The 23,644-nt window shown below is 54.0% G+C and carries 22 protein-coding genes; 10 read left to right on the top strand and 12 right to left on the bottom strand.

Annotated elements, in window-relative coordinates; translation table 11 throughout:
- Window positions 1-39 precede the first annotated feature (39 nt).
- From SH467x_RS04745 to SH467x_RS04730, 4 genes are all read right to left on the bottom strand, one after another.
- A complete protein-coding gene (locus tag SH467x_RS04745) occupies window positions 40-1,071 on the bottom strand; it encodes a sugar transferase (RefSeq protein WP_482370143.1) in 1,032 nt (343 codons plus the stop codon).
- 426 nt (window positions 1,072-1,497) lie between these two features.
- On the bottom strand, window positions 1,498-2,496 hold the full coding sequence (locus tag SH467x_RS04740; RefSeq protein ID WP_482370142.1) for a hypothetical protein: 999 nt from the start codon (window positions 2,494-2,496) through the stop codon (window positions 1,498-1,500).
- A gap of 34 nt (window positions 2,497-2,530) precedes the next feature.
- Window positions 2,531-2,827 (bottom strand): hypothetical protein, encoded by a 297-nt coding sequence (locus SH467x_RS04735; protein ID WP_482370141.1) that lies wholly within the window; start codon window positions 2,825-2,827, stop codon window positions 2,531-2,533.
- A gap of 130 nt (window positions 2,828-2,957) precedes the next feature.
- A complete protein-coding gene (locus SH467x_RS04730; protein WP_482370140.1) occupies window positions 2,958-3,455 on the bottom strand; it encodes a DUF6960 family protein in 498 nt (165 codons plus the stop codon).
- A 174-nt stretch (window positions 3,456-3,629) separates the two neighbouring features.
- On the opposite strand from SH467x_RS04730, the gene SH467x_RS04725 reads away from it, so the two are divergent.
- The 4 genes from SH467x_RS04725 to SH467x_RS04710 all read left to right on the top strand — a co-directional run bounded on the left by SH467x_RS04725 (window position 3,630) and on the right by SH467x_RS04710 (window position 9,174).
- Window positions 3,630-4,469, top strand: coding sequence for an RNase H family protein (locus SH467x_RS04725; protein WP_482370139.1), 840 nt, complete (start codon window positions 3,630-3,632; stop codon window positions 4,467-4,469).
- Window positions 4,470-4,562: 93 nt separating this feature from the next.
- Complete coding sequence (glgB, locus tag SH467x_RS04720) at window positions 4,563-6,770, top strand: 1,4-alpha-glucan branching protein GlgB (RefSeq protein WP_482370138.1); 2,208 nt, start codon at window positions 4,563-4,565, stop codon at window positions 6,768-6,770.
- Window positions 6,771-6,881: 111 nt separating this feature from the next.
- A complete protein-coding gene (gene queA, locus SH467x_RS04715; RefSeq protein WP_482370137.1) occupies window positions 6,882-7,940 on the top strand; it encodes a tRNA preQ1(34) S-adenosylmethionine ribosyltransferase-isomerase QueA in 1,059 nt (352 codons plus the stop codon).
- A 37-nt stretch (window positions 7,941-7,977) separates the two neighbouring features.
- Complete coding sequence (locus tag SH467x_RS04710) at window positions 7,978-9,174, top strand: serine hydrolase domain-containing protein (RefSeq protein WP_482370136.1); 1,197 nt, start codon at window positions 7,978-7,980, stop codon at window positions 9,172-9,174.
- 33 nt (window positions 9,175-9,207) lie between these two features.
- On the opposite strand, the gene SH467x_RS04705 is transcribed toward SH467x_RS04710, so the two are convergent.
- Window positions 9,208-10,086, bottom strand: coding sequence for an alpha/beta hydrolase (locus SH467x_RS04705; RefSeq protein ID WP_482370135.1), 879 nt, complete (start codon window positions 10,084-10,086; stop codon window positions 9,208-9,210).
- Window positions 10,087-10,176: 90 nt separating this feature from the next.
- Window positions 10,177-11,127: a polysaccharide deacetylase family protein gene (locus SH467x_RS04700; protein ID WP_482370134.1), complete on the bottom strand. Its 951-nt coding sequence runs from the start codon at window positions 11,125-11,127 to the stop codon at window positions 10,177-10,179.
- A 240-nt stretch (window positions 11,128-11,367) separates the two neighbouring features.
- Here SH467x_RS04700 and SH467x_RS04695 point away from each other — a divergent pair, with 240 nt between their 5' ends.
- Window positions 11,368-11,865 (top strand): DUF1569 domain-containing protein, encoded by a 498-nt coding sequence (locus SH467x_RS04695; RefSeq protein ID WP_482370133.1) that lies wholly within the window; start codon window positions 11,368-11,370, stop codon window positions 11,863-11,865.
- On the opposite strand, the gene SH467x_RS04690 is transcribed toward SH467x_RS04695, so the two are convergent.
- Together SH467x_RS04690 and tatC are read right to left on the bottom strand one after the other, a co-directional pair.
- Window positions 11,862-12,764 carry an NAD(P)H-hydrate dehydratase gene (locus SH467x_RS04690; protein ID WP_482370132.1) on the bottom strand — a complete coding sequence of 301 codons (903 nt, stop codon included), beginning with the start codon at window positions 12,762-12,764 and terminating at the stop codon, window positions 11,862-11,864. The two genes, SH467x_RS04695 and SH467x_RS04690, sit on opposite strands and share 4 nt — an antisense overlap.
- A 2-nt stretch (window positions 12,765-12,766) precedes the next feature.
- Complete coding sequence (gene tatC / locus SH467x_RS04685; RefSeq protein WP_482370131.1) at window positions 12,767-14,008, bottom strand: twin-arginine translocase subunit TatC; 1,242 nt, start codon at window positions 14,006-14,008, stop codon at window positions 12,767-12,769.
- A gap of 65 nt (window positions 14,009-14,073) precedes the next feature.
- On the opposite strand from tatC, the gene SH467x_RS04680 reads away from it, so the two are divergent.
- The 3 genes from SH467x_RS04680 to SH467x_RS04670 all read left to right on the top strand — a co-directional run bounded on the left by SH467x_RS04680 (window position 14,074) and on the right by SH467x_RS04670 (window position 16,556).
- On the top strand, window positions 14,074-15,066 hold the full coding sequence (locus tag SH467x_RS04680) for a type I phosphomannose isomerase catalytic subunit (protein ID WP_482370130.1): 993 nt from the start codon (window positions 14,074-14,076) through the stop codon (window positions 15,064-15,066).
- Window positions 15,067-15,140: 74 nt separating this feature from the next.
- Entirely contained in the window at window positions 15,141-15,536 is a 396-nt protein-coding gene (locus SH467x_RS04675) for a hypothetical protein (protein ID WP_482370129.1), read from the top strand.
- Between the two features lie 6 nt (window positions 15,537-15,542).
- Window positions 15,543-16,556 (top strand): NAD-dependent epimerase, encoded by a 1,014-nt coding sequence (locus SH467x_RS04670; protein WP_482370128.1) that lies wholly within the window; start codon window positions 15,543-15,545, stop codon window positions 16,554-16,556.
- 15 nt (window positions 16,557-16,571) lie between these two features.
- Here the strand turns inward: SH467x_RS04670 and SH467x_RS04665 are convergent, their stop codons facing one another.
- From SH467x_RS04665 to SH467x_RS04655, 3 genes are all read right to left on the bottom strand, one after another.
- Window positions 16,572-17,729 (bottom strand): YbdK family carboxylate-amine ligase, encoded by a 1,158-nt coding sequence (locus SH467x_RS04665; protein WP_482370127.1) that lies wholly within the window; start codon window positions 17,727-17,729, stop codon window positions 16,572-16,574.
- A 286-nt stretch (window positions 17,730-18,015) separates the two neighbouring features.
- A complete protein-coding gene (locus tag SH467x_RS04660; protein WP_482370126.1) occupies window positions 18,016-19,362 on the bottom strand; it encodes a sigma-54-dependent transcriptional regulator in 1,347 nt (448 codons plus the stop codon).
- Window positions 19,352-20,758, bottom strand: coding sequence for a sensor histidine kinase (locus SH467x_RS04655; protein WP_482370125.1), 1,407 nt, complete (start codon window positions 20,756-20,758; stop codon window positions 19,352-19,354). The genes SH467x_RS04660 and SH467x_RS04655 overlap by 11 nt, the downstream gene beginning before the upstream one ends.
- Before the next feature lie 257 nt (window positions 20,759-21,015).
- Between SH467x_RS04655 and SH467x_RS04650 the strand changes: the two genes are divergently transcribed.
- Both SH467x_RS04650 and SH467x_RS04645 read left to right on the top strand, forming a co-directional pair.
- Window positions 21,016-22,098: a lactonase family protein gene (locus SH467x_RS04650; protein ID WP_482370124.1), complete on the top strand. Its 1,083-nt coding sequence runs from the start codon at window positions 21,016-21,018 to the stop codon at window positions 22,096-22,098.
- 88 nt (window positions 22,099-22,186) lie between these two features.
- Window positions 22,187-23,131, top strand: coding sequence for a dihydrodipicolinate synthase family protein (locus tag SH467x_RS04645; protein ID WP_482370123.1), 945 nt, complete (start codon window positions 22,187-22,189; stop codon window positions 23,129-23,131).
- A gap of 164 nt (window positions 23,132-23,295) precedes the next feature.
- On the opposite strand, the gene SH467x_RS04640 is transcribed toward SH467x_RS04645, so the two are convergent.
- Window positions 23,296-23,634, bottom strand: a complete 339-nt coding sequence (locus tag SH467x_RS04640; protein ID WP_482370122.1) for a tRNA-binding protein — start codon at window positions 23,632-23,634, stop codon at window positions 23,296-23,298.
- Window positions 23,635-23,644: the final 10 nt, after the last annotated feature.

Raw genomic sequence — 23,644 nt, 5'->3', positions numbered from 1 at the left:
AGACGATACCTATCACCCGAATTCTACGGTAGGTATTCGCTAGTGGCCAACACGCCCTAGGAAAACGGCGATAAAAGTTCTGGCGATGAGCTCCACGTCATGCAGCAAAGACCGTCTGGAACCATATTGCAGATCCAACCGCATCCAGTCTCGAAAACTGATATTTCTCGATTTGCTGATTTGCCAGGTGCAAGTCAAACCTGGCTTCGTATCAAGCCGTCTACGTTGCCAAGATGCGCACTGCATGTCCTCCGAAATGGGGAGCGGTCGCGGTCCCACGATGGACATGTCTCCCTTGAGCACATTGACCAGTTGTGGAAGCTCGTCTGCCCCAACCTTTCGAAGAAATTTTCCAACCTTGGTGACTCGGGGATCGTTCTTGATTTTGAACGCAGGTCCATCGCGTTCGTTTCGTTCGTGCAGTAACGCTTTGAGCTCTTCTGCATTCACCACCATGGTTCGAAGTTTATAAATGGCGAAGGGACGTCCGTGCTGACCGCATCGCATTTGTTTGAAAAACACGGGGCCGCGCGAAGTCGCTTTGACTGCGATGCAAGCGACAACCAACACAGGCGATGTCACGATCAACCCGACAACCGCACCTGCGATATCGCATGCTCGCTTCCACTTTGGAAAGGGCTTCGCGACCATTCTCAGCAAGGACTCTTTGCAATGCTCCCTGGGCGAGCCCAGATTTGTCCCGGACTCCCGTAAAGATTGCAGATCCTCGGAGTCATCCCCGCCTTCCGTGGGATCGTTATCGCTTCCCGTGTAGCCGACATAGGTATACACCTCCGCGTGGATCGGCCAGGATTGATGGTGCGCAAACGATTGAACAATCTCCAAGACTTTACGAGCTCCATCCGCATCGGTCATTGGAAGCATGATGCCGATCCCGCCGGTACGCAAGAACCCAGCCTCGTCCGAAAGTCTTAAACGTCCAGTGAGAAAAGTCTCGACCGCTCGGAGTAAATGTTTCGTCGGAGGACTATTCCATTCCAGAGCGATCATCGAGAAGTGGAGAAGATATCGATCGCAGCGTTCTCGCTCCTTGGCGAGTCGCAACTCCATCTCTTCTGCCGCCAAAAATCCAGAAACGTTCCGGCTGGCCCTGGGCGGACTCCGCCAAAAACTCTTTTTCTCCAAACGGACGCCCAACATATCAGTCCAAGCTCTAGATGCACATCCAGTTAAAATTGCAACGAAGGGTGGGACATAGCCTTTGGCTATGTGGAACGCCGCGGACCCATTTTCGCACAGCTTGCAACTTTTTCGAGCCCTTGGAATGAATTTTCTAACGATTTCGCGACTTGCCTCTCCGCTCAGCACTGCATATGCGTCGCGCTGGGTGGATTTTCGCTGTAGAAATGGGGGGCACTGCCCGGCCTGCCAATTAAATTAATCGGGTCTGCCCATTAAACGGGCCTGCCAGTTAAATCGGCCTGCCAGTTAAATCGGCCTGCCAATTAAACCCGCCAGTACAACCGGTCCGGCACGTTACACGAGAGATTCGGTGTCATGAAAGCCAAATAGTCGCAACCACAAGCGATCGATGGCGGCACCCTCTTCGTCTCCGAGCGCCTCCAGAATGGAAGCCCGATGGTGGCGAAGAACGGCGATCATGCGAAGTTGCTGGTCGACTTGCGATTCCGCAACCCCGGGCAGCTTTTCCAGTCCCTCTGCGGCCCTTTTCTTTTCCTCCTCCAGCCCTTCGGATTCCAATTTGTCCCGAACAACAAAAACCTTTTCGTCGGGATAAAAGGCTTGGGCCAGGCTTGGGTTCAGACCGGCAAGATCGCGGTACAGAAGTTCGATGGCGGCCTGCGAGAACTCCTGCGCAAGTTGGTTTTTGCCCTGCTGGTGAAGGATCCACGCTTTCGTATCAAGAAACCCCGGATTTCGCTCCGAAGTCTTCCGCAGCGCAGCGTCGATTTCTTTGGAAGCGAGATCCAAATCGACACTCGCGATCGCTCTCGCATAAGCCAAGTCGTTGTTTTGAACCGGTGTCCGCTCGGCGATCGAAGGAAAGAAACGACTCATGATCCGGACCGCCGCCGGTGCTTGCCGCTCCTGCAAAAGACGCGACGCAATCCAATCGCTCACGGCAGCCCTTAACGGCACACTCTCCATGTGTTGCAAATGATCGAACACATGTGCAATGAACTCTTCAAGCTGTTCGTTTGGCAATTCCTTTTGGCCAAGCAAGAGATCGAGTCGCAAACGCCAGTAATGAAGGTCTGATGCGATCGACGGATCCATTTCGATCGACCGATCTAGCGTTTGACGCGCGGAATCGACTCGCTCGGCCGCTAACTCGTTTGCCGCATGGGCTAGATACCAGCGCGGCAACGCATGCTGCCAAAAATAAATCCGCGCGACGGGAATCACGGGAATCAAGATGGCAATCAACAAGATCGCATTGCGCAAAACGCGAGAAGGCTCAGCGCGAAGATTCGGTTCCACTTCTGACAGCTCACTCCACTTCTTACGGCTCATTCCGCTACGGATGGGGCACTTTGCTTCGGATGGGTCACTTTGCCGGGGTCTGGTCTTTGCTCGGCGTTGCCGATGGTTGTTCCGATTGTTGGCTGGATTGTTCAGCAGGCTGTTGAGCGGGCTGTTCGGCAGGTTGCGCATCGGGCTTTGATTCCGAAGGCTTTGCATCCGCCGGTTGGGAATCGCTCGCATTCCCAGTGGCTGGTTTCGTTGCCGGCGGAAGGGATTTGCCGGGATTCATTGCGAAATAGACAGAGCCCCCGGCCGCGAGTAGCACGGCAAGGGCAACTAGAATTTTTCCGATAGGAGAGGCTGGTGTCGTTGAATTCATGGCTTGATTTCAGGGTGGGAATGTGGAGGTATCGCATTCGACTCCCCCCTTGTAACGTTTCCCCTGGGGCTTGGGAAGCGATCGGGAGGAGCTTTCGCGGACGAACGAAATGATTCTATTGCCGCCTAGCCTAGGCGGGTGGTTCTAGTTTCCATTCCGCGCCATCTAGGTTTTCCGAGGGCTCCAGGACGGGTTCGATGACAGGGTCCCTCAGCTCCGGACGTTTTGTAAGCAGATTCAGTTCCTCGGCGAGATAACGCCTAGCAAGTGGCAGTTCGCGGTGTTCGAGCAGGTAATAAATGGACCCGAGTGCGGCATCATAACGGATCTCCAGTATGCGGGCGATGATAGGTTCTCGCTCCAGTTCAATACTCTTCACTTCGACTTGGTCGCCGATCCGAAACCCATCGTCGTTGAGTTTGAGCCAAAGCGTTGGCTTCACTCGCACAACGGCATCTCCGTATTGCAATTGGTAATAGGTCCCATCGAATCCGATTCGGTGAAAGACCCTATCGCTGGGGATCCAATGTTCGACAGTGGCGACATCCTCGGGATGGATCCAATCGGTGCCTTCCGAAGGCCAATTCAAGTAAACACCGCTATCTGGTAGCTCTGGCCAATCGATCATGAAAACTCCTCGAATTCTTTCTTCGCCGTGTCAGTCGTTACAAGCCTCACGCTCGACGCATCATGCCCATTGTACGAAGATTCCCAGTCAAATTCTTTCAAGCTGATCCGCATCGTCGCGATCATCGGGCACTCTTAAGCAGCTTCGATAATCGGTACTTTGGATCAACTCACCATGAATCCTCCGAAACCTCACTTCCACTTAATCTGTGAAGGTCAACACCTTGTCACAGATCCAGCGTCGGCAGGAAGCCAGCGCTCGCGAAGTGGAAACGGAGTAAGCCAATGGAGGTTCGAGTTAGAAAATGTCGCGACAGGGGAAAAGTTTGAAGCGACGGACAAAGAAGCGGGCTGTCCTCCCGATCGAGCCGCATTAGTCGCCGTATTGCGAGGGCTCGAAGCACTGGAGCAACCAAGCCGCGTGACGCTGATGACCGGCAGTCGTTATGTGTTCCGAGGACTTCGCTACGGCCTGACCGAGTGGCGCGAAAACAACTTTTCCTGGGAACACTTCGGCTCAGTCCAGCCAATCCGAAACGCGGATCTCTGGAAACGAATCGATCGCACATTGGGGTACCATCAAGTGCAGTGCCGCTGGATGGCCAAACCGAGCGATGCACTCGCCAAGGCATCTGCACAGCCAGCTGGCTCTATTGCACAGCTCGCTAGCTCACCCGCGCAGCCGGCTGTGACAACCGTTCATTCCACCCGGATCTACACCGACATGGCACAACCCGTCGTTGCTACAGTCGCTACGACGGGAACAGTCCACTGCGACAGGTCGCAAACCACCTGTATTCGTTTACCCAAGCCACATGTTTTACCGGTGGCTACCGAAATCACCCACAAGCGAACGCTGCGGGCCATGCTGTTCTTCCCTCTCGCGATCTGCTGGTCGTTGGCCAAACGATCCCTGCGAGGCGTTTGGGATTCCATTCTCCGTCTCGACGAGGGAATTGAATCCTACCTGTGCTGCATGCTGCTGCTCGACCCGAAGCCTCGACGCCACCGTTGAACCTTTTCACCGCTGAATTCACCGTTGAACCGTTTCGAGATTCCTTGCCCATACTCCTTTCACTCGCCATTGGATATAACAATCGGAGAAATCGTGCAAACCCTGATTCCTTTTAATTCCCTCTCCAACATCATCGACGGAAACGCTTCGGATCCACGCAGCGTTTTAGGACCGCACCGAGTGCATGTCGACGGTCGTGATGCGTTGGCCGTAAGAGGTTATTTCCCAGGATCTGAGCAAGCGTGGTTGGTGGACCGTTCCAATGAGGCGATCCGGCCGATGAGAAAGATCCATCCTTCGGGCCTTTACGAAGGGCTGATTCCGCAGCAAGACGAACGTTCCTCGAACTACCGAATCCGACTCGCGAACCGCAACGGGAATACTATCGAAATGACGGATCCATACTCAGTACCGAGCTATCTCTCTGATTTCGACCGCTACTTGTTCAATGCAGGTCAGCATTGGAAGATCTACGAACGACTCGGCTCCCATATCCGAACCGTGGATGGGCAAGTCGGCGTGAACTTCGCCGTTTGGGCACCCAACGCCCAAAGTGTCCAAGTCGTCGGGGACTTTAACCACTGGGACGGCCGCTCTCATGCGATGCAAAAGCAAGTCCCCAGCGGCATCTGGGAATTGTTCGTTCCCCACATTGGCGAAGGCCAAAAGTACAAGTTCCGCGTTCGGACCGAACACGGAGAAGTCGTCGACAAGACGGACCCATACGGTGTTGCAGCCGAACTTCCACCTCGCACAGCTTCCATCGTTTGCTCGCTCGATAAATACGAGTGGAGTGATACCGACTGGATGGAAAGGCGCCGAAACGAAAATCAACTCGACAAACCGATGTCGGTCTACGAAGTCCACTTGGGTTCGTGGCGAAAATGCGAAAAAGGGATCCATGGTTGGATGAACTATCGTGAGATCGCTCATCAACTGGTGCACTACTGCCAGGAAATGGGATTCACTCACGTCGAGCTGATGCCGATCTCCGAACACCCATTCACCGGTTCCTGGGGATACCAAACCGTTGGCTACTTTGCGGCGACCAGCCGTTACGGTTCGCCCGAAGACTTTATGTACTTCGTCAATTATTGCCACCGTAACAAAATTGGCGTGATCATCGATTGGGTTCCCGCTCACTTCCCCAAGGATGGACACGGGCTTCGTCGGTTCGATGGTTCGGCTCTCTATGAGCACGAAGATCCACGGCAAGGGGAGCATCCCGATTGGGGGACGATGATCTTCAACTTCGGTCGAAACGAAGTTAAAAACTTCTTGATTTCGAACGCGTTGTTTTGGCTAGATAAATTCCATATCGACGGTCTTCGGGTCGATGCCGTTGCGTCGATGCTCTATCTCGATTATTCCCGCAAACAAGGGGAATGGGTGCCGAATCAATACGGCGGTCGAGAAAACTTAGAAGCCATCCAGCTTCTCCGCGAATTCAATATCCAGTCACACACTCAGTATCCAGGTGTTCTCACAATTGCCGAGGAATCGACCGCCTGGCCTGGAGTGAGTCGACCCACCGAGTCGGGCGGCTTGGGCTTTTCTCTCAAGTGGAATATGGGGTGGATGAACGATACGTTGCGCTACATGCGGCAAGACCCTGTTCACCGAAAATTCCATCACAACGAACTGACGTTCAGCCTGATCTACGCCTTTACCGAGAATTTCACGCTCCCCTTATCGCACGATGAAGTGGTGCACGGTAAGGGTGCGTTGATCGCGCAGATGGCGGGCGACCTTTGGCAAAAATTCGCAAACCTTCGATTGCTCTACAGCTATATGTGGACGCACCCAGGCAAGAAATTGCTCTTCATGGGTAGCGAGTTTGCACAATGGCACGAATGGAATTACGACGCGGAAATCCAATGGGATCTGCTGCAGTGGGATACGCATCGCGGTATGCAAAAATTGGTTGGCGATCTAAACCAATTGATGCGGCGTGAGCCCGCTTTGCACGAAATGGACTTTACCGAGGATGGATTCGAATGGATCGATTGCATGAACGGTGAAGAAAGCGTACTCGGCTACGTCCGCAAAGCAAAAGATCCAAACGACTTCGTTTTGGTCGCTTGCAACTTCACGCCGGTTGTTCGCGAATACCGAATGGGTGTTCCCAAAGCGGGATACTATCGCGAGATCTTCAACAGCGATTCCTCGCATTATGCGGGAACGAATGTTGGAAATTACCCAGGAGTCCATTCCGATATTCACCTTCCCCATCACGGTCGTCCAGCATCGATTCAATTGAAACTCCCACCTCTCGGTTTGGTTGTTTTCAAGCCGGAGTGAGACCCAACGTTGAGCGATTTCCCCTTCGATCGGAAAGATCGATGAGATACAATCGCGTCGCTGTTTTGTGACGCTTTTCATCGATCCACAGGATTTCTGGACCGCTCGATCGTGCAAGAACCGAACGAACTTGAGCTTTACGATTTCGACTTGCCGCGAGAGCTCATCGCTCAAGATCCACCGACGCAACGAACCGACTCGCGAATGATGTTGGTGGATCGCGCCTCGGGACGAATCGAACACGCTTCCATCCGTGATCTCCCCTCCGTACTGCGCGCTGGGGATGTCATGGTCGTTAACGATTCCAAAGTCATTCCGGCGCGATTGGTCGGGTATCGCGAAAAGACCGGTGGCAGGTGGGAAGGTCTTTTTCTGCGGGAAGAGAATGGAGTCGCGGAACTTCTCTCTAGCACCCGCGGGTTCCTGCAGCCCGGTGAGTCGATCGTGCTTCGCGATCCCGAGGGTCGTGAAAACCAACGACTGATTCTCGCATCACGAACCGAGCAGGGGAATTTTCTTTTTACCCCGTCTCCCAATCGGCCTTGGCTCGAATTGCTCGAAGAATGTGGACGCGTACCCCTCCCCCCCTATATTCGCGACGGTCAAATGACCTCCGCGGATCGAGAACGGTACCAAACGGTCTACGCACGCTCTCCTGGTTCGGTCGCGGCCCCGACCGCCGGTTTGCATCTGACGCAGGAACTTATTGGCAAAGTGCGTTCGTCCGGCGTTGCTCTGGTTGCTGTCACCCTCCACGTTGGACTGGGAACGTTTAGGCCGATTCAAACGGCCCGATTGGATGACCACAAGATGCACAGCGAATTCGCCCAAATCTCCGAGCCGGTCGTCAAGCGTCTGCAATCCGCGCGGTCTGAAGGTGGACGAATCATCGCCATCGGCACAACGTCAGTCCGCACGCTGGAAACCGCGGCCTCCCACGGAAACGGGGCCTTGATCCCCTGGAGTGGATCGACCGACATCTTCATCAAACCGGGCCATACCTTTCGTGCCGTGGATGGATTACTTACAAATTTTCACCTCCCCAAGAGCAGCTTGATCGTTCTCGTCAGCACCTTCGCGGGACGCGAATTGATCCAGGAAGCCTACCAAAAAGCTATCGAAGAACGGTATCGGTTTTATTCCTACGGCGATTGTATGCTGATCCTCTAATCCCGTTCGTAGAGCCAACTCACTACAAAGGTGCCCCATGCGTTGCTCATTCCTCGGTCAATGCTTACTCTGCGTCCTGTGCATGGGTCAGCCTCTTATCATGCCCCGCTTGCTTTCACAGGATGTCCCCCAGTCCTCTTTGAATCCAGAATCACCTGCGATTGCAGAATCTCCGGAAGCGAGGGCTTTGGAGATTTCAAAGCAGTTAGAACGCATTCGCCAACAGTTTGAATTCCCCGGTATGGTTTGCGGAAAACTGACGAAGCACGGAGAAATATCGATCGCCGTTTGTGGTGTAGCGAAGGAGGGGCAATCCTTACCTCTCGAAAAGAACAGTCTCTTGCACCTGGGTTCGTGCACCAAAAGTATGACGGCTACCCTGGTTGCGCTCCATGTGGAGGAAGGAAAGCTGAAATGGGACAGCTCGCTCAAATCTCTCTTCCCAGATATCCCCGGTTTTCAAACCACGCAATGGGGCGACGTAACGCTGGACGATCTTCTGGAACATACCAGCGGGTTACCGGCCAATGCTCCATGGGGAAAGTGGTTGCGAGCAAAGGACATGGTGCAGGCGAGGCACGAAATCGCCGATTGGTCTGCCAGCCTTCCATGGGACGAGAAGAAACATGGGAAGTTTGAATACTCAAATCTTGGATACATGCTGCTAGGGCATGCCATCGAACAAGTCGAAAAACGACCGTGGGAGGAAATCTTGCGAGAAAGAATCTTCGCTCCCCTCTCGATGAAATCAGCGGGATTCGGTTCTCCAGTGCAACGAAAAGACTATCCCGTTAGCTGGGGGCATGTTCGGAACGACGATGCCTCTGGTTGGGTTTCCGTCGACCAGGATAATCCTGCAGTGCTAGGACCGGCTGGAACGGTGCACGCGACGATGGAAGATTGGTGCAAGTATCTACGAATCCATCTCATGTCCCCGACCGATGCCAGCTTCCCGCTTCCGATCGGAATCGAGAATTGGAATCGACTCCACCAAAGCAGGCAAAAGACAGAATACGCAGGTGGATGGCACACTGGAAAGCGCGACTGGGCAAATGGTCAGATCCTGACCCATAACGGCTCGAATACCATGTGGTACTGCGTCGTCTTCTTGGCACCGGAACGCGGGATGGGCGTCTTTGCGGCAGCCAACGTCGGGTTGGAAGCGTCACCTGTATGCGACCGTGCTTTGCAGCTGGTACTGCGAGAAGAGGGACTCCTCGCAAACCAACGCTGAATCTCCGTCCGGATGCACGAATGAGGCGATGCGTTACTTCGCCCCTTGTTTGCCCAGCAATTGCTTGTCGAACCAGTTCACCATCGCTTCGAACATCTTCTTGTTGCCATCGGCATCGAATCCATGCGCTGCACCTTGGATCACAAGCAGTTCGGCAGGGACCTTCGCTTCGTCCAGTGCGGCCTTCATTTTTTCGCTATGCCAAATGGGAACGAGCTCGTCCTTGTCGCCGTGAATCAAGACCGATGGTGCGTCATCGGGGCTTACCTGTAGAAGCGGCGAGTAATCCGGACCATTGTCCAAAGAGAATTTGAGGGCAGGGAATCGCTCTCGCAGAGGATTGTCCAGTGCCATGTAAGGTCGCAAATCCGTGGGTGGAAAGACCGCGGCCACGGCGGCAATGCGAGCCTTTCGACCTGCTTTGCGGTCCGCATCGCCATTGGATGTCGTCCCTAACACAAGCGATAGATGCCCGCCAGCGCTGAACCCAAAAACACCGATTTTATCGGGATCGATGCTCCACTCCTTCGCGTGTTCGTGAACAAACGAGTGCGCTAGGCGAACGTCGGACACAATCTCTGGGATCACGTACCGAGGACTGCTCCCATGCCGCACAGCGATCACTTTGTATCCGCGTTCCAGCAAAGGCTGTATGAGCGGTAACATGCGATCGGGGGGATTCCAAGTCGATACCCATCCGCCACTCACCATGAACATCAACCCGGCGCCATTCGCTTCCCCATTCGGTTCGAAGACATCCATCGTCAGGGCCATACCATCTTTGTGGCCATAAACAACGTCTGCTTTCACCCCTTTCTTTTGATCGCTTGCAGGATTGTCTGCCGCTGTTGCGGGTGCCGCTAGGAACCCAACCAAAAAAAGGACTGCCCACCGACGTACCGAATTGCGCATCACATTACCCTTGACCGGAGAGTGTCCAAGCTGGAGAACGAACAAGCCGCCATTCTATCAAAACTGACATTCGATCTCGCTACATAGCGATCATCGATTCTGCTCCATCTGATGAAAATCCTTCCAATCGATCAGCGTAATGCCTTGCTCGTCCAGCCATGCCTTAGTGGAATCGCGAGTGAAAATTTCCCGATCTTGATCACGTCGGCGACTGCTATCGGTAATGGCACGTAACTCTTCATTTTCTTTTCCGCAGTGGATGATAAGTTGAGTTACTCCATCTGGCAAATCTCGCAAAGCGTCGAAGTACGTTTTCTCTCGCATCTCGGGAATCTCTCCACCATAGAACTGGAGCAATCGGTCCAGCAATGGCAATCGACGAGAATGGAGCAGAGACACCGAGGACTCGAACTGAGAAGCGATGGGCGGATATGCCTTGCGAATCTCGGGCGTCAATGTTCGGAAGAACAATACTGGCAGATCGTATTCAGCCCCCAATTCGACATACACCTTGACCAAGTCGTCGCGAGTTACCAAGGCACCCATATGGGTATCTAAATGGCTGATCGGTACTCCAAACGCCTTGGCCCTTTCGATCTGCGCTTTTAATTCGATCTTCACTTCATCTGCCTTAACGTGCTGAGCCACTTCGGTCGTGTTATCCCAAAGATATCCTTGAGCGTCGATCAAACTAGCTACCTGATCTCGCGAGGACACCGGCCCCCACCGGTAATTCTCCCACTCCGAAGTTAATGTCAAGTGAATGCCATAGTCAAACTGAGGGTTGGCTTTGGCAAAACCCGCAAACTCTTTGAACCATGGACACGGGACCATAATACTCGCTGAAGTGACGATTCCCTTTTGCAACGCCTCTTGAGTCGCCATATTGACCGAGTGGGACATTCCAGCATCATCGGTATGGATAATCAAATACTTGCGAGGTGCCGCAGTTACCTTGTCCTCCGCAGTGGATACCGTGTGAAGAAGAAACGCAAATGTTCCGAGGGTGGCTAATACCACAGGAGCGAGAGATCGAATCATGGCGATTGGCAGCACGGCGAAGGGAAGGTGATCATTTGGCAGAAGATCAGGGCATTTCCTAATCCACAATGAACCAAAAGTATACCGTCTGCATTGTGCGACGTTATGCCATCGCCCAATGAAGTCGGAGCGTCACCTTGAACGAGTTTGCTCGGTTACACTCATAAAGAGCGAAATCCAGGGTGTCGAGTCACATAACCAATGCGCGATGGCAGGTCTTGTTTCATGAAAGACACGAACATGCAACTGAGAAGTCTTGAGTTTGCGTCTCTCGATGAGATCGTGATCGAGGTCGCTCGATTGAGAGACCTGGGGTACCGCCGTCGCGGCAATTGGGGACTGGCAGCCTGCTGCGAGCACCTTGCGGATTGGATGACTTTTCCCATGGATGGTTTCCCAAAGATGTCGCTTCCCATGCAGTGCTTGATTTCTCTGCTTCGGGCCTTCCAAGGAAAACGCTTGTTTCGCAAAATCCTGGCGACGAAGGAAATGGCGCGAGGCGCTCCCACGATCCCTGCGACCATCCACGTGACATCTATCGACGATGCGCCAGCGGTCGAGAGGTATCTTCAGTGCATCGAAAGGTTGAAGAGATTTCGAGGCCCCATTCATCCGTCTCCTCTATTTGGGCCGATGACCTACGAGGAGCTTGTCGCAATTCAACTCATTCATGCGGCCCATCACCTCCGGTTTCTGGAACCGGAAGACTCGACGGCTAAACCACCTGCCGTGAACTAGCAATCGTCTGTGTTGGGAGAAACGCTATTCAGGCTTTGAAAGGCGGCGGGTAGGAAATCGAGGAGATCGGTAGCTAGGGTGCTTGGGGTCCCAAGCGCGTCGTGAGCAAGATCGGCGGCGAGCCCATGCAGGTGCACCCCTAACACAGCCGCATCCATCGGCTTCATCCTCTGGCATATCAATGCGGTAATCAAGCCGCTCAGTGCGTCGCCGCTACCGCCGACTGCCAGACTCGGGTTGCCTGTCCTGCTTTCAAAGCAATGGGTGCCATCGGTAATCCAAGTCCTCGCACCTTTCAAAACGATCACCGCACCCAGGTTGCGTGCCATTTGTGCCGCTACACTTCGGTGCGAAGCGACGTCGTGCACTTTGCTTCCCACGAGTCTCGCCCATTCACCAGGATGCGGAGTGAGAACGCGCGGTGCGCAGGGTTTCTCGCGTTCGTCGGAAAGTCTCGGGCGATCAGCGGCTAAGGCATTGAGTGCATCGGCATCGAAAAGAGCGGCCTGAGGCCATTCCAGCCAACACCTCCATACCAACGCATCGGTATCGGACGAACGACCTAGTCCCGGCCCTACTGCAAGGATGCAGTCGCGGTACTTCGGTGCACGCATCTGCTCCCACCATGCACTCGATTCCTCGGTGCTGCGGAGACCGAGGGTCATCGCACAAGGAATGGCAACGGATAAAACCGCTTGGACCGTATCGGGAACCGCGAGCGTCACGAGACCCGCTCCTCCTCGCAAACAGGTTTGTCCGGCGATCCATATCGCGCCAGACATGCCGACGGCGCCACCTACCAAAAGCGCGTGCCCAAACGTACCCTTGTGAGAGTCCAACTCACGGGGAGCAAGCCTTGGGATCGCTTGGAGGTCGCGAAGTTCGCTCGCATCCTCCATGGTTAGCGAGGATCCACTGCCTTGCCGTTGAGCATGCCGCCCCTCGGCACGTAGTGGCACAACGCGATACCCAGGAAGTAGAGGAAGATGAGCGGCAATGCCATTGCGATCATGCTCGTCACATCCGCGGGCGTTAGGATCATGGCCACCACAGCGATAATGAAGATCGCCATCCGCCATTGCTGCAAATAGGTCTTGACCGACATAATTCCTAATCGCTCGACCACCAACATCACGAGCGGAAGTTGAAAGGAGATACCGAATCCGAGTGGTAGCAAGAGCGCGAAGGACATGTAGTCGTTCAAACGTGGAGACGTTCCCACGCCCATCATGGCATTGAAGTTCAACAGGAACGAAATGACCAACTGAAAGACAACGAAAAAGGCGAACAAGGCGCCGGTCCAAAACAAGCCTAAACTGGCTGGAAGAAAGTAATAGACATAGCGTCGTTCATGAGGGTAAAGTCCTGCCGCCACGAATCCCCAAACGTGATAGAAAATACCGGGGCTCGCGACGATGGCCGCCACGACCAAAGCCGCTTTGAACCAAATCATCATCCCCTCCTGCATGTTGAACGTTTCCGCTTGCGATTTAATCGAAGAGAAAATTCGCAGGGGAACCAGTCGATCGGGGGTCGGGAGTCCCTCGGTATCCGCGGAAGCGAGCGGAAATCGCTCGGCGAGCGAGAGGTTTTCCTCTCCCTCCAATTGAGGCGGAGAGGCTGTCGGTTCGGTACGGGTGTCTGTCGCTTCCCCTGCCTTGTCTACGGGTACGTCTCCGGGGACTTCTTCGGGTGTCTCGGCGGATACGTCTTTGAGTGCCTCGACGGGTGCGTCCTTGAGTGCGTCCTTAGGTGTCTCGGCGGAGGCGTCTCGAGGTGGTTCGGCAGGTGTCGATCGCAGCAGGGCAGTGAGTCGATTCTTGTCGACAAAGATGACTTCAGATCGCTTTTGATTCGCCTCCATCCAAGCTTTCAAATTCGGGTCGACGGTTCCTTTCGTTGCGGCCTCCATTTCTCGAATGCTTTGCTCGCGATAGAACTGATCGAGAGCTGCCTCGAGGGGACGCTGCATATAAGCGACCACGCTGGTCGCCATGGGAACGCCGACACAAAGGCCACCCATGAGCCAGATGGAGGCTTTGATCAGGGCTTGCCGCAATTCCTCCAAATGATCGCCGAAGCTCATCGAGCTTTTTTCAAACAGATCGTCAGATTTCTTCAGGGCAAGGGTGCTTTTCAGCATCAATCATCTCTCCGATAACATAGGGGTCCCTCTAGCTTTGTTCGCCCTAGGACTTTTGGCAATCCATGATTTACCCAGATCACCCGCTCCAATTTTCCCCCATTCTTCGTTCTTACCTATGGGGTGGCGAGCGGCTCGCGTCACAACTTGGCAAAAAACCTCCAGAAAATGGGGTTTGGGCGGAGAGCTGGGAGCTGGTGGACCATCGAGAAGCCGAGTCGGTCGTCTCCGAAGGGCTTTTTAAAGGAAAAACGCTCCGAAATTTGATCGAGTCGCATTCTCCCGAGATTATGGGTTATGAGGCACCCAATGATCGGTTTCCGTTGTTGCTCAAGTACTTGGATTGCCAGCGGGTACTGAGTGTCCAGGTCCACCCAGACGATGCTTACGGGGCGACGATGCCCGTTCCCGATCGGGGGAAAACGGAGGCTTGGTATGTGATTGATTCAGAACCGGGGGCGAAGATCTATGCGGGGTTGCGAACTGGGGTCGACCGCGAGCAATTGGCGCGAGCGATCCAATCCGGGACCACGGAGTCTTGCCTTCACGTACTAGAGCCCAAGCCGGGCGACTGCATCTTTATCCCCGCTGGAACCGTTCATGCCCTCGGCGCCGGGCTACTGGTGGCCGAGATTCAACAAGCAAGCGATTGCACGTTTCGACTCTTCGACTGGAATCGAGTCGATCAAGATGGGAATCCTCGGGCGCTCCATGTCGAGCAGGCCCTTGAGGTGATCGACTTTCAGAGTGGTCCCACGTCCGCTATCGATTGCAAATCGCTGCCGATCGACTCTGAGGGTTGGCGTACGCTCGTCGACTGCGATAAGTTTCGGCTTCGCGAATCCGCTTTCGACTCTCGGAAGGGCGAACTGACCGTGGATGAAACTGGGCCCGTGATCTTGACCATTCCGATCGGCTCCGCGAAGCTGGTATGGGGTAGTCAATCGATGGACTTGCCTCGAGCATCCACCGTCCTGATTCCGTCAGCTTGCCCCCCCTGTTCGCTCCAACTAAACTCGGGTGGGGTCGCTCTCGCTTGCCATCTGCCCACATCCTGATGGAATATCAACTCACCACCAGCAAAGTTCAAGTTTGGAGGCTTGTCGGTCTTAGCTGTTGGCATCGTACTCTCGTGCAACAGCAAACCGCGTTCATTCGTGCACGATTGGCATCGCTCGGATCGTCGCTTCCTCACACACGATGGGAATGGAACGATTCGACTTCGGGAGATTGGGATGTTCTCGTGATGTCTCGCGCCGAGGTAGAAAAGTCCCTTCACCCGAGCCGCCATGACGAAAGCTCCTGCGCGGGACGTCGTCGCGTGGCGCTTCTCTGGGAGTGGACTTGCATGCGTTCATCGTCGATTCCCTACGCGAGTAAGGTCGGACTGTCCGGCGCTGTGACGGATCCTGCGTCGCTTCAAACTTGGATCCAGATTTTGCTAACGCGAGGTGGAACGCGCCTGCAACCAGCTCACCCCCTCCTCGCAAACATTGTCATTCCTTCTCTACAAACCAACGAATCGTAAGCCCCTATGTCTCGTACGATCCTCGTCACTGGAGCAGCCGGATTCATCGGCTTTCACACGTGTCAGCACCTCCTCCGTGCAGGAATGACTGTGATTGGTTTGGACAATCTCAACGACTATTACGATGTCCGTCTCAAAGAGGCGAGACTCAAAGAGCTTGAGAACCACCCTGCGTTCCGATTTGTACGATGCGCCCTCGAGGACAGAGCGGCGGTCGAAAAAATCTTTGAACAAAATGCATTCCATCGCGTGATCCATTTAGGGGCTCAAGCAGGAGTGCGCTATTCACTCACGAACCCCTACAGTTACATCGATTCCAATCTGCAAGGAACGATGACGATTCTGGAAGGCTGCCGACACCACGGCATCGAACACTTGGTCTACGCAAGCAGTTCCAGCGTCTACGGAAAAAATGTGCGACAACCTTTTTCCGTCGATGACAGCGTCGATCACCCCATCAGTCTCTATGCTGCCACCAAAAAGGCGAACGAATTGATGGCCCACACCTATTCGCACTTGTATCGATTGCCAACCACAGGCCTTCGATTCTTCACGGTGTATGGACCTTGGGGCCGTCCCGATATGGCTCTCTACAAGTTCACCGACGCGATCTTTCAAGGCCGTCCGATCGATGTTTACAATCACGGAAAAATGTGTCGGGATTTCACCTACATCGATGACATCGTTACAGCCATCGTGCGAGTGATGGACTGCATCCCTAAACCGGACCCAAATTGGTCTCCTGAGTCTCCTACACCCGGTAGTAGCGACACCCCCTATCGTGTCTACAATATCGGTAATCACCAGCCAACTGAACTTCTTCGGTTCATCGAAGTGCTCGAGGCTGCCATCGGCAAGAAGGCTGTGATGAATCTTCTTCCGATGCAACCAGGTGACGTTCCCTCCACATTCGCCGATGTGGAAGCATTGCAGCAGGCGGTCGGCTTTGCACCCTCCACTCCCATCGAGGAAGGAATTCGCCGCTTCGTCGCCTGGTATCGAGTGTACCACCAAGTCTAGTTGTTCTGTCGACGGCTACGCGGCGTCCTCGAAAAGTCTCTTGGGCGTAGATTGGCACTTCCATTGATCGATGGCAAATCGAACTACGTCTTGTACTGCCCCAGATCGATCGTAAACCTCTAACAATCTCTCGGCATCGGTGATTCCCAATGCAGCGACATGCAACTGTTCGAGCAATTCCACCCTGGTCTCGTTGAGTTCCAAACAGCCCTCGAGCCACGCCAATGTTTCCAAAAGATGATCGCGAATAAGGGTGTGACGTTGATCGATTGGATCGATGTAGTTCCCATCCAACCCGAATCGACAGGCTTGAAAGCGATTGTAGGAGTAAACCATGTAATCCGATTCACGGAATGCCCGCGGATCCGCTGCGAATCCCTCACACAGCAACTGAAGATAGCCAGCCAACAGCGCGGCGCGATCGACGTGGAGAGGTGTATCGCAAACGCGCAGCTCGATCGTGCCATACTCAGGCTTGGGACGAATGTCCCAATAGAAATCTTTCATGCTTTTGATGACGCCGTTCTTCAGCATAGGCTCATAGTGGTCTCGGACAAACCTGTCCCAACTCACCACGTACGGCACTCGACCGCTGAAGGGGAATGCGTCGACGGTATTGAGACGCGACGAATGAAAACTGGTTGCTTCTCCCTGAAAGAAGGGAGACGAAGCAGCTAAGGCGATGAAATGCGGCACGAATCGATTGAGCGCATGGATTCGCCACAAGGCTTGATCCCCACTTTCACATCCGACATGGATGTGCTGTCCAAAAACCGTGAATTGCTTGGCCAAATACCCATAGAGGGAAGAGAGCTTCTGGAATCGTTGCTTGTCAAATATTTGGCGATCTTGCCATTGCTGAAAGGGATGCGCCCCTCCGCCGCTCAACCCGACGTTGAGCCAGTCCGCAGCATCCAACATTTGCTCTTTGACAACCCTGAGTCGTTCACGCAGCTCCGTCCAAGAATCAAACACACCGACCGAAACCTCGATCATGCTTTCGGTCAACTCAGGGGATATGGTCGCAGGGATCGCCTGCGTCTCGAGATAAGCCAGTAACTCGGAAGCAGAGGATGACAGATCGAATGATTGGAGGTCGATGATCTGCAATTCCAGCTCAACACCTAAGGTGCAGCCTTTTGTTTTTCGAAAAGCTATCGGTGGCTTTCGCATGTCGAGCTCCCTTCTAAACGGAATGTCCAGCGATGTAAGAATTCGCAAGAGCCCATGGATCGGTTCAACAGCCCATGGATTGGATCAACAGCTAGTCGAATGACTGCTAATCAGCCAGCTCTCGGACCGAGATTTCGATGCAACTTCCGTGCCAGTCTCGCCGTGTAAACCTTTCACACCTTTAAGGAGCGAATCGACTTGATCAAGTCTGTCGCAAGTCGTCCAAATGGATGCGCCATCTATTCAGCACCACGACACTTCACGTCATGCAAACTGTTTGGCTACGTCAATCTGACGTATCCCCTTCCCATTGCTTGAGCTTTCGTTGGAGCGTTCGCACGGAGATTCCAAGCTTCTGGGCGGCGTGGGTGCGATTGCCCATGGAATGCGAGAGGGCGCTTTGAATCGCTTCTCGTTCCAAGTCGTTTAGATTGACGGTAGCGGGTGCGATTCGAGTCGGGTTGGTGGTCGCATTGCTACTGAGAAACTTGGGCAAGTCCTGCATGCCAAGCAGTTCCCTTCCCCCCATCACCAGCATGTTCTCGATGGTGTTTCGCAACTGGCGCACGTTCCCTGGCCAGTCATAGGATCGGAGAAAGGCCATTAAATCTACAGAGACTTCAGGTGGTTTTCGAACATGGCGCGCGGCGCAATCGCGAATAAAGAAATCGACGAGTGGTTCGATATCCTCCGGTCTTTCGCGGAGGGGAGGAAGATCGACATTCAAGACATTGAGCCGGTGGTAAAGGTCTGCGCGGTACTGATTGGTCTCGGTCAGCTCCGAAATATTGCGACTGGTTGCGGCAATCAAGCGCACATCCACCTTGATCTCTTCGTTGCTCCCCACAGGTGAGAAGGTAAAGCTTTCGAGGACGCGCAGTAGCTTCGGTTGAAGGGAGAGGGGGAAGTCCCCGATCTCGTCCATGAAAAGCGTCCCACTTTGGGCTGCTTGAAAACGGCCATGCCTGGATTCATTGGCGCCGGTAAATGCTCCTCGAACATACCCAAACAACTCGGCTTCAATCAGTGGTTCAGGCAAGGCAGCAATGTTGACTGCTACGTACGAGCTCGCTTTTCTTAAACTCAACTGGTGGATTGCGGCCGCGACCAGTTCCTTACCCGTACCGCTTTCGCCTGTGATCAATACGATGCTGTCCGACTCGGCAACACGTTTGATCGATTCGAATACCCGACGCATGGCCGGGGAATTGCCGATCATTTTGCCAAGCACTCCCGCATGTTCATCGTCGGTGATCGATGGTTGCGGACGCATGGGCAAGTATCGATTGAGCAAGACGAGTAGTTCATCTGGCTTTAAGGGCTTCATCAAGTAATCGATGGCCCCCATCTTCATCGCTGCGACAGCGGTATCCACATCGCCGTATGCCGTCACGACGATAATAGGAGTCGAGGGTCGGCTCTCATGCCAGTATTGAAGCAGATCCAATCCTGAGAGTCGTCCCAGCCGCAAGTCGGTGATCACTAAATCGACAGCTTGGGAAAGATGCGCCTTGGCCTCCGCTACGCCCGCAGCGGCCAAAACATTATATCCCTCGGTCCGCAAAAGGCGCGTCATGGCCTCCCGTTCGCTGGCTTGATCTTCGACCACTAGGATAGTTTGTTTACTGGACATCGCTGGATTCCTCATTGCAACGAACGACGGGAAGAGAGATGACAAAATCCATGCCACCCAAGGCGGTGCTGCGGCGGCACTGGATGCTTCCGTCCGCCTCTTCCACAATACTATTGACGACCGCTAGCCCCATTCCCACTCCGTCATCGCGCGTGGTGTAGAAGGGTTCAAAAATCTGTTCGAACTGGTCCGACGCAATACCAGGCCCGCTATCTTGGACTCGAATGGACACGCGCGGGCCGATCGCATCGACGAGAATTTCGATCCTTCCCGATTTGCCAATCGCCTCGCGAGCGTTGTTGAGCAAGTTGAGGAGAACCTGACGGAAGAGCCGTGCATCAATCGCGATCACGGCCTCTGGGGCTTGGTTGTTATACGAGATCTCAATGCCATCTTTCTCATGCAGTTGTTTGAGAAATTGCAAGATCGAATAGATTTCGTCATGAACGTTGCACTCCCCTTTTGCCTGCGTGTTCACGCGTGCATACCCGAGCAACTGCCCAATCAAATCATCGACTCGTTCGACCTCCCGAACCGATTCTTCGATCATCGCTGCCGCTTCCTCGGAAGAAATGTGCGCGGTCCCGGCAAAAACCTTTTGTGAGGTAAACAAGTTCAATCGCACGGCATTCAAAGGATTTCGCAATTCGTGGGCCATCCCGACAATCAATCGACTGAGCCCCGCCAATCGCCGCGTCTCGGCTTGATCGAGCGCCTGCTCCATCCTCTTAGCGCGAACGCCTAACCGAAAGAGCAAGATGGAGGACCCGAGAACGATCGCACCGATAGCGGTGATGACGATCGACCAAACTTGTATCGCTTCGCGCTGCCCTTCCCACACGCGACGATTGAGCCAAGTCAAATCCAGCCCTGTATGGTATGAGCCCATGGTTTGATTCTGATAAATGATCTGGGCACTGATATCTAACGCATCGCCCCGGTGGGATAACGGGCCATCGGAAATCTGTCGAACCCCTGGTCCATATCCTTCAATCGCCTTCTTCTCCCAGCCTTCCGGCAATCGATCGTGATCCGGATTCTCGACGTCCAAATAATCGCTGTGCGCCAGAATCAATCCTTCTGCGTCCACAATTGCCGCATAGAGTCGGTCTGGCTTCCCTGGTATCGTTCGCCGCCAATGATCGACCAACCATCGTGGCTTTTTCTCGAGCTGATAAGCGGCCATCGATAGGCCTTCCAGTAAATCGGACTCGATGCGCCCAACCGTTCGCTCCACATGCGATCGCGCTTGATTGATCTCTGCGTCAAAAATGGAATGGCGAATGGACTGGAGATCCCGAGCCAATCCAAGCAGTCCGACCGCCGCAGCCAGCACGATTGCTACAAAAATAGATAGGGCGGGCACCCAAGTAAACGCCCGCGGAGACTGCAACATCCGAGATAAAATCATAATACCTTTTACCCGAAAACTCGGGGGTACGCACTGCGAAAATCTGTCGTAGGTCACGCGGTGGACCACGTTTCCGTGCGTGCCCCTTATAATCGATCCTCATCCGATCTCTTCTCTGCCATGCTGCTCCTTCCATCCTAACGATCATGACCCGACGATTGCTGTCCACATGGTTCGCCCTCGCGTGCTGCTTTCTTCCCTTCCAACCCCTTGTACCTTTCCTACCAATTGTACCTACGGCTATGGCTCAGAACGGTGAACCCTTCTTCATCGGTGGTTATGGTGAGAGTATTTATGCTAGCCGTCTTCACTCCGATGGGGCGATGGATGAACCGGTTGCCATTGGCTCGTTGGTGCGTCCCAACTTCTTTGCGCGGCATCCTGAGCAGGAACTCTTGTACGCTGTGGGAAACGCTTCGCCTGCTGAGAAAGGGGCACCTGGCGTGGTCGCAGCCTTTCGTTGGGACAAGAAGAAACTGAATGAGCTTCAACCGGGTGCTCTCACCCTGGTCAACCAGCAACCTATTCCGCTTGATACCGCATGCCACATCTCGGTCGATCCTCAGGCTGAGTTCGTGGTGGTTGCCAATTACGGGAAGGGGAGCATTGTCGTTTATCCCCTGGAGTCGACTGGAGCCATCGGACCTATGCTGCAGAGACTCGAGCATTCAGGAAAAGGAAAGGACCCTTCGAGACAATCGAGTCCCCATGCGCATTGCAGCATCTGGACCGCCAGCGGATCCCACCTTCTCGTCGCCGATCTTGGGATGGACAAGGTGCTGGTCTACGAAGTTGACCGGAGCACACGCCATTTGAAGCCTTGTCCCGATCTCGATCTGACTCTGGCGCCGGGCGCGGGGCCTCGGCATCTTGCATTCGATCCAACGGAGAGGATTCTCTATGTCATCAACGAGCTCGATATGTCTATCTCCAGTTTCAACTGGCACGGAAATCGGCCATCCACAGCGATTGAAACCGTGACGACTCTCCCTCTAGGCGTATCCGACCCAAGCTATTCCACGGCGGAGATCTTGGTCCACCCCTCCGGCCAATTCGTGTACGGCAGCAACCGCGGCCATGACTCGATCGCATCCTTCCAAATCGACCGTTCGACAGGGAAACTCACGCCGACGGGACACACTCCGACACTTGGCAAAACACCGCGCAACTTTCGACTCTCACCGGGCGGTCAATTCCTGCTGGCGGAAAACCAGCAATCCAATAACATCGTTTCCTTTCGAATCGATGCAGAAAAAGGGACTTTGCGGCCGACCGGATTCCTCATCGAGGCCCCCGCGCCGGCCTGTATCAAGTTCCTTAAATAGAGTGCACAAACGAAGCGATCGCGACTAGACTCTTGTCTTCTCGTTTTTCAGATCCCTTTGCTCGCTGGTTTTTGTTGACTGAAGTCCTATGACACGAAACGACCACTTCTTCCGCGGCTGCATGCCAGCCTTGATGACCCCTTGCAAATCGGATCGAACCCCGGATTACGATGCGTTGGTTCGAAAGGGACAAGAGCTGATCCAATTAGGGATGAAAGCGGTCATCTACTGTGGATCTATGGGAGACTGGCCCCTCCTTACCGAATCCCAGCGGCAAGAAGGCGTGAGGCTCTTAGCCGAGGCTGGCGTTCCTGTAGTTGTCGGAACCGGTGCTCAAAACTCGAGTCTGGCCGCAGACCACGCTGCTCACGGTCAGAAGGTTGGAGCCAAGGGGCTCATGGTGATTCCTCGTGTTCTGTCACGCGGTACCTCGCCAGCCGCCCAGTATCAACACTTCTCCAAAATTCTCGCCGCAGCTCCCAGCCTTCCCTCGGTGATTTACAACAGCCCCTACTACGGTTACCAAACCAAAGCCGATTTGTTCTTTCAGTTGCGACAACAACATAAGAACTTGGTCGGCTTCAAAGAGTTCGGAGGCGCTGCCTCGTTAGACTATGCGGCCGAATATATCACGAGCGGTGATCCTGATCTTTCGTTGATGGTCGGGGTCGACACCCAAGTCGTACACGGGTTCCTTTATTGCGGAGCTGCGGGGGCGATCACCGGAGTCGGAAATGCCATTCCCCGCGAAGTACTTCGACTCGTCGAACTCTGCGAACAAGCAGTCCAAGGAGACTCGAATGCCAAACAATGGGCTTTTGAGCTGAGCGATGCTTTGAAAGTGCTTTCCACGTTCGACGAAGGTCCTGATTTGGTTCTCTACTACAAACGACTCATGGTCTTGGCAGGGAACCCTGAATACGCACTGCAGCTCCAAGAAAGCGACGCGCTCAGCCCAAGCCAACTTGGATTCCTCGATCAACAGTGGCAACAGTTTCGCGACTGGTGGGATCGCTGGCCCGGTCAAGCCTAAATGCCCTCGATCATTATGAAGAATGCGATGGGGTAGTGTTTGAAACGTGCGGCGACGGCTGCGGTCCATAGCAAAACTTGTGAGATGCGGAACTGAAAAGGGTTAAGACCTGGACCTTGAAGGGTGCGTTGATCGTCTTCTTCTGTCATGTTCTGTCATAGGAGCTATAGTAATTTGGTTCCCAGCGGAACATCCTTGTCAGGTACGCACAGCGCGACCTCTCCGTGCGAATTATGAAATCCTGTAACGAGGCACTCTGACATGTGGGGGCCGATCTGCTTCTCAGGTAAGTTCACCACTGCGACAATCAGCTTGCCAAGGAGCTCTTCTGGCTTGTAGAGGGAAGTGATCTGAGCACTCGACTTCTTGATACCGATTTCGTCCCCAAAATCGATGTGGAGGATGAAAGCGGGCTTCCGGGCACCTTCAAAAATCGTCGCATCGATCACGCGTCCTACCCGCAACTCCACTCGGAGAAAGTCAGCGAACGCAATTGTTTCCATTCAAAGAACC

Source organism: Brakhagea slesvicensis (genome assembly GCF_052161625.1).
Classification (GTDB): Bacteria; Planctomycetota; Planctomycetia; order Pirellulales; family Pirellulaceae; genus JBKCUI01.
Note: the sequence above shows the minus strand (reverse complement) of the source record. Positions and strands in the feature narration are given on the sequence as shown.

Excerpts from the sequence above, each read along its gene's own strand:
- SH467x_RS04655 (WP_482370125.1), bottom strand. The coding sequence starts at position 20,758 with ATGTTGCAGTCTCCGCGGGCGTTTACTTGGGTGCCCGCCCTATCTATT.
- SH467x_RS04745 (WP_482370143.1), bottom strand. The coding sequence starts at position 1,071 with ATGGAGTTGCGACTCGCCAAGGAGCGAGAACGCTGCGATCGATATCTT.
- SH467x_RS04725 (WP_482370139.1), top strand. The coding sequence starts at position 3,630 with ATGAATCCTCCGAAACCTCACTTCCACTTAATCTGTGAAGGTCAACAC.
- SH467x_RS04735 (WP_482370141.1), bottom strand. The coding sequence starts at position 2,827 with ATGAATTCAACGACACCAGCCTCTCCTATCGGAAAAATTCTAGTTGCC.
- SH467x_RS04670 (WP_482370128.1), top strand. The coding sequence starts at position 15,543 with ATGTCTCGTACGATCCTCGTCACTGGAGCAGCCGGATTCATCGGCTTT.
- SH467x_RS04730 (WP_482370140.1), bottom strand. The coding sequence starts at position 3,455 with ATGATCGATTGGCCAGAGCTACCAGATAGCGGTGTTTACTTGAATTGG.
- SH467x_RS04705 (WP_482370135.1), bottom strand. The coding sequence starts at position 10,086 with ATGCGCAATTCGGTACGTCGGTGGGCAGTCCTTTTTTTGGTTGGGTTC.
- SH467x_RS04710 (WP_482370136.1), top strand. The coding sequence starts at position 7,978 with ATGCGTTGCTCATTCCTCGGTCAATGCTTACTCTGCGTCCTGTGCATG.
- tatC (WP_482370131.1), bottom strand. The coding sequence starts at position 14,008 with ATGCTGAAAAGCACCCTTGCCCTGAAGAAATCTGACGATCTGTTTGAA.
- SH467x_RS04660 (WP_482370126.1), bottom strand. The coding sequence starts at position 19,362 with ATGTCCAGTAAACAAACTATCCTAGTGGTCGAAGATCAAGCCAGCGAA.
- SH467x_RS04640 (WP_482370122.1), bottom strand. The coding sequence starts at position 23,634 with ATGGAAACAATTGCGTTCGCTGACTTTCTCCGAGTGGAGTTGCGGGTA.
- SH467x_RS04650 (WP_482370124.1), top strand. The coding sequence starts at position 21,016 with ATGGCTCAGAACGGTGAACCCTTCTTCATCGGTGGTTATGGTGAGAGT.
- SH467x_RS04690 (WP_482370132.1), bottom strand. The coding sequence starts at position 12,764 with ATGGAGGATGCGAGCGAACTTCGCGACCTCCAAGCGATCCCAAGGCTT.
- SH467x_RS04700 (WP_482370134.1), bottom strand. The coding sequence starts at position 11,127 with ATGATTCGATCTCTCGCTCCTGTGGTATTAGCCACCCTCGGAACATTT.
- SH467x_RS04695 (WP_482370133.1), top strand. The coding sequence starts at position 11,368 with ATGCAACTGAGAAGTCTTGAGTTTGCGTCTCTCGATGAGATCGTGATC.
- SH467x_RS04740 (WP_482370142.1), bottom strand. The coding sequence starts at position 2,496 with ATGAGCCGTAAGAAGTGGAGTGAGCTGTCAGAAGTGGAACCGAATCTT.
- SH467x_RS04680 (WP_482370130.1), top strand. The coding sequence starts at position 14,074 with ATGATTTACCCAGATCACCCGCTCCAATTTTCCCCCATTCTTCGTTCT.
- SH467x_RS04665 (WP_482370127.1), bottom strand. The coding sequence starts at position 17,729 with ATGCGAAAGCCACCGATAGCTTTTCGAAAAACAAAAGGCTGCACCTTA.
- SH467x_RS04645 (WP_482370123.1), top strand. The coding sequence starts at position 22,187 with ATGACACGAAACGACCACTTCTTCCGCGGCTGCATGCCAGCCTTGATG.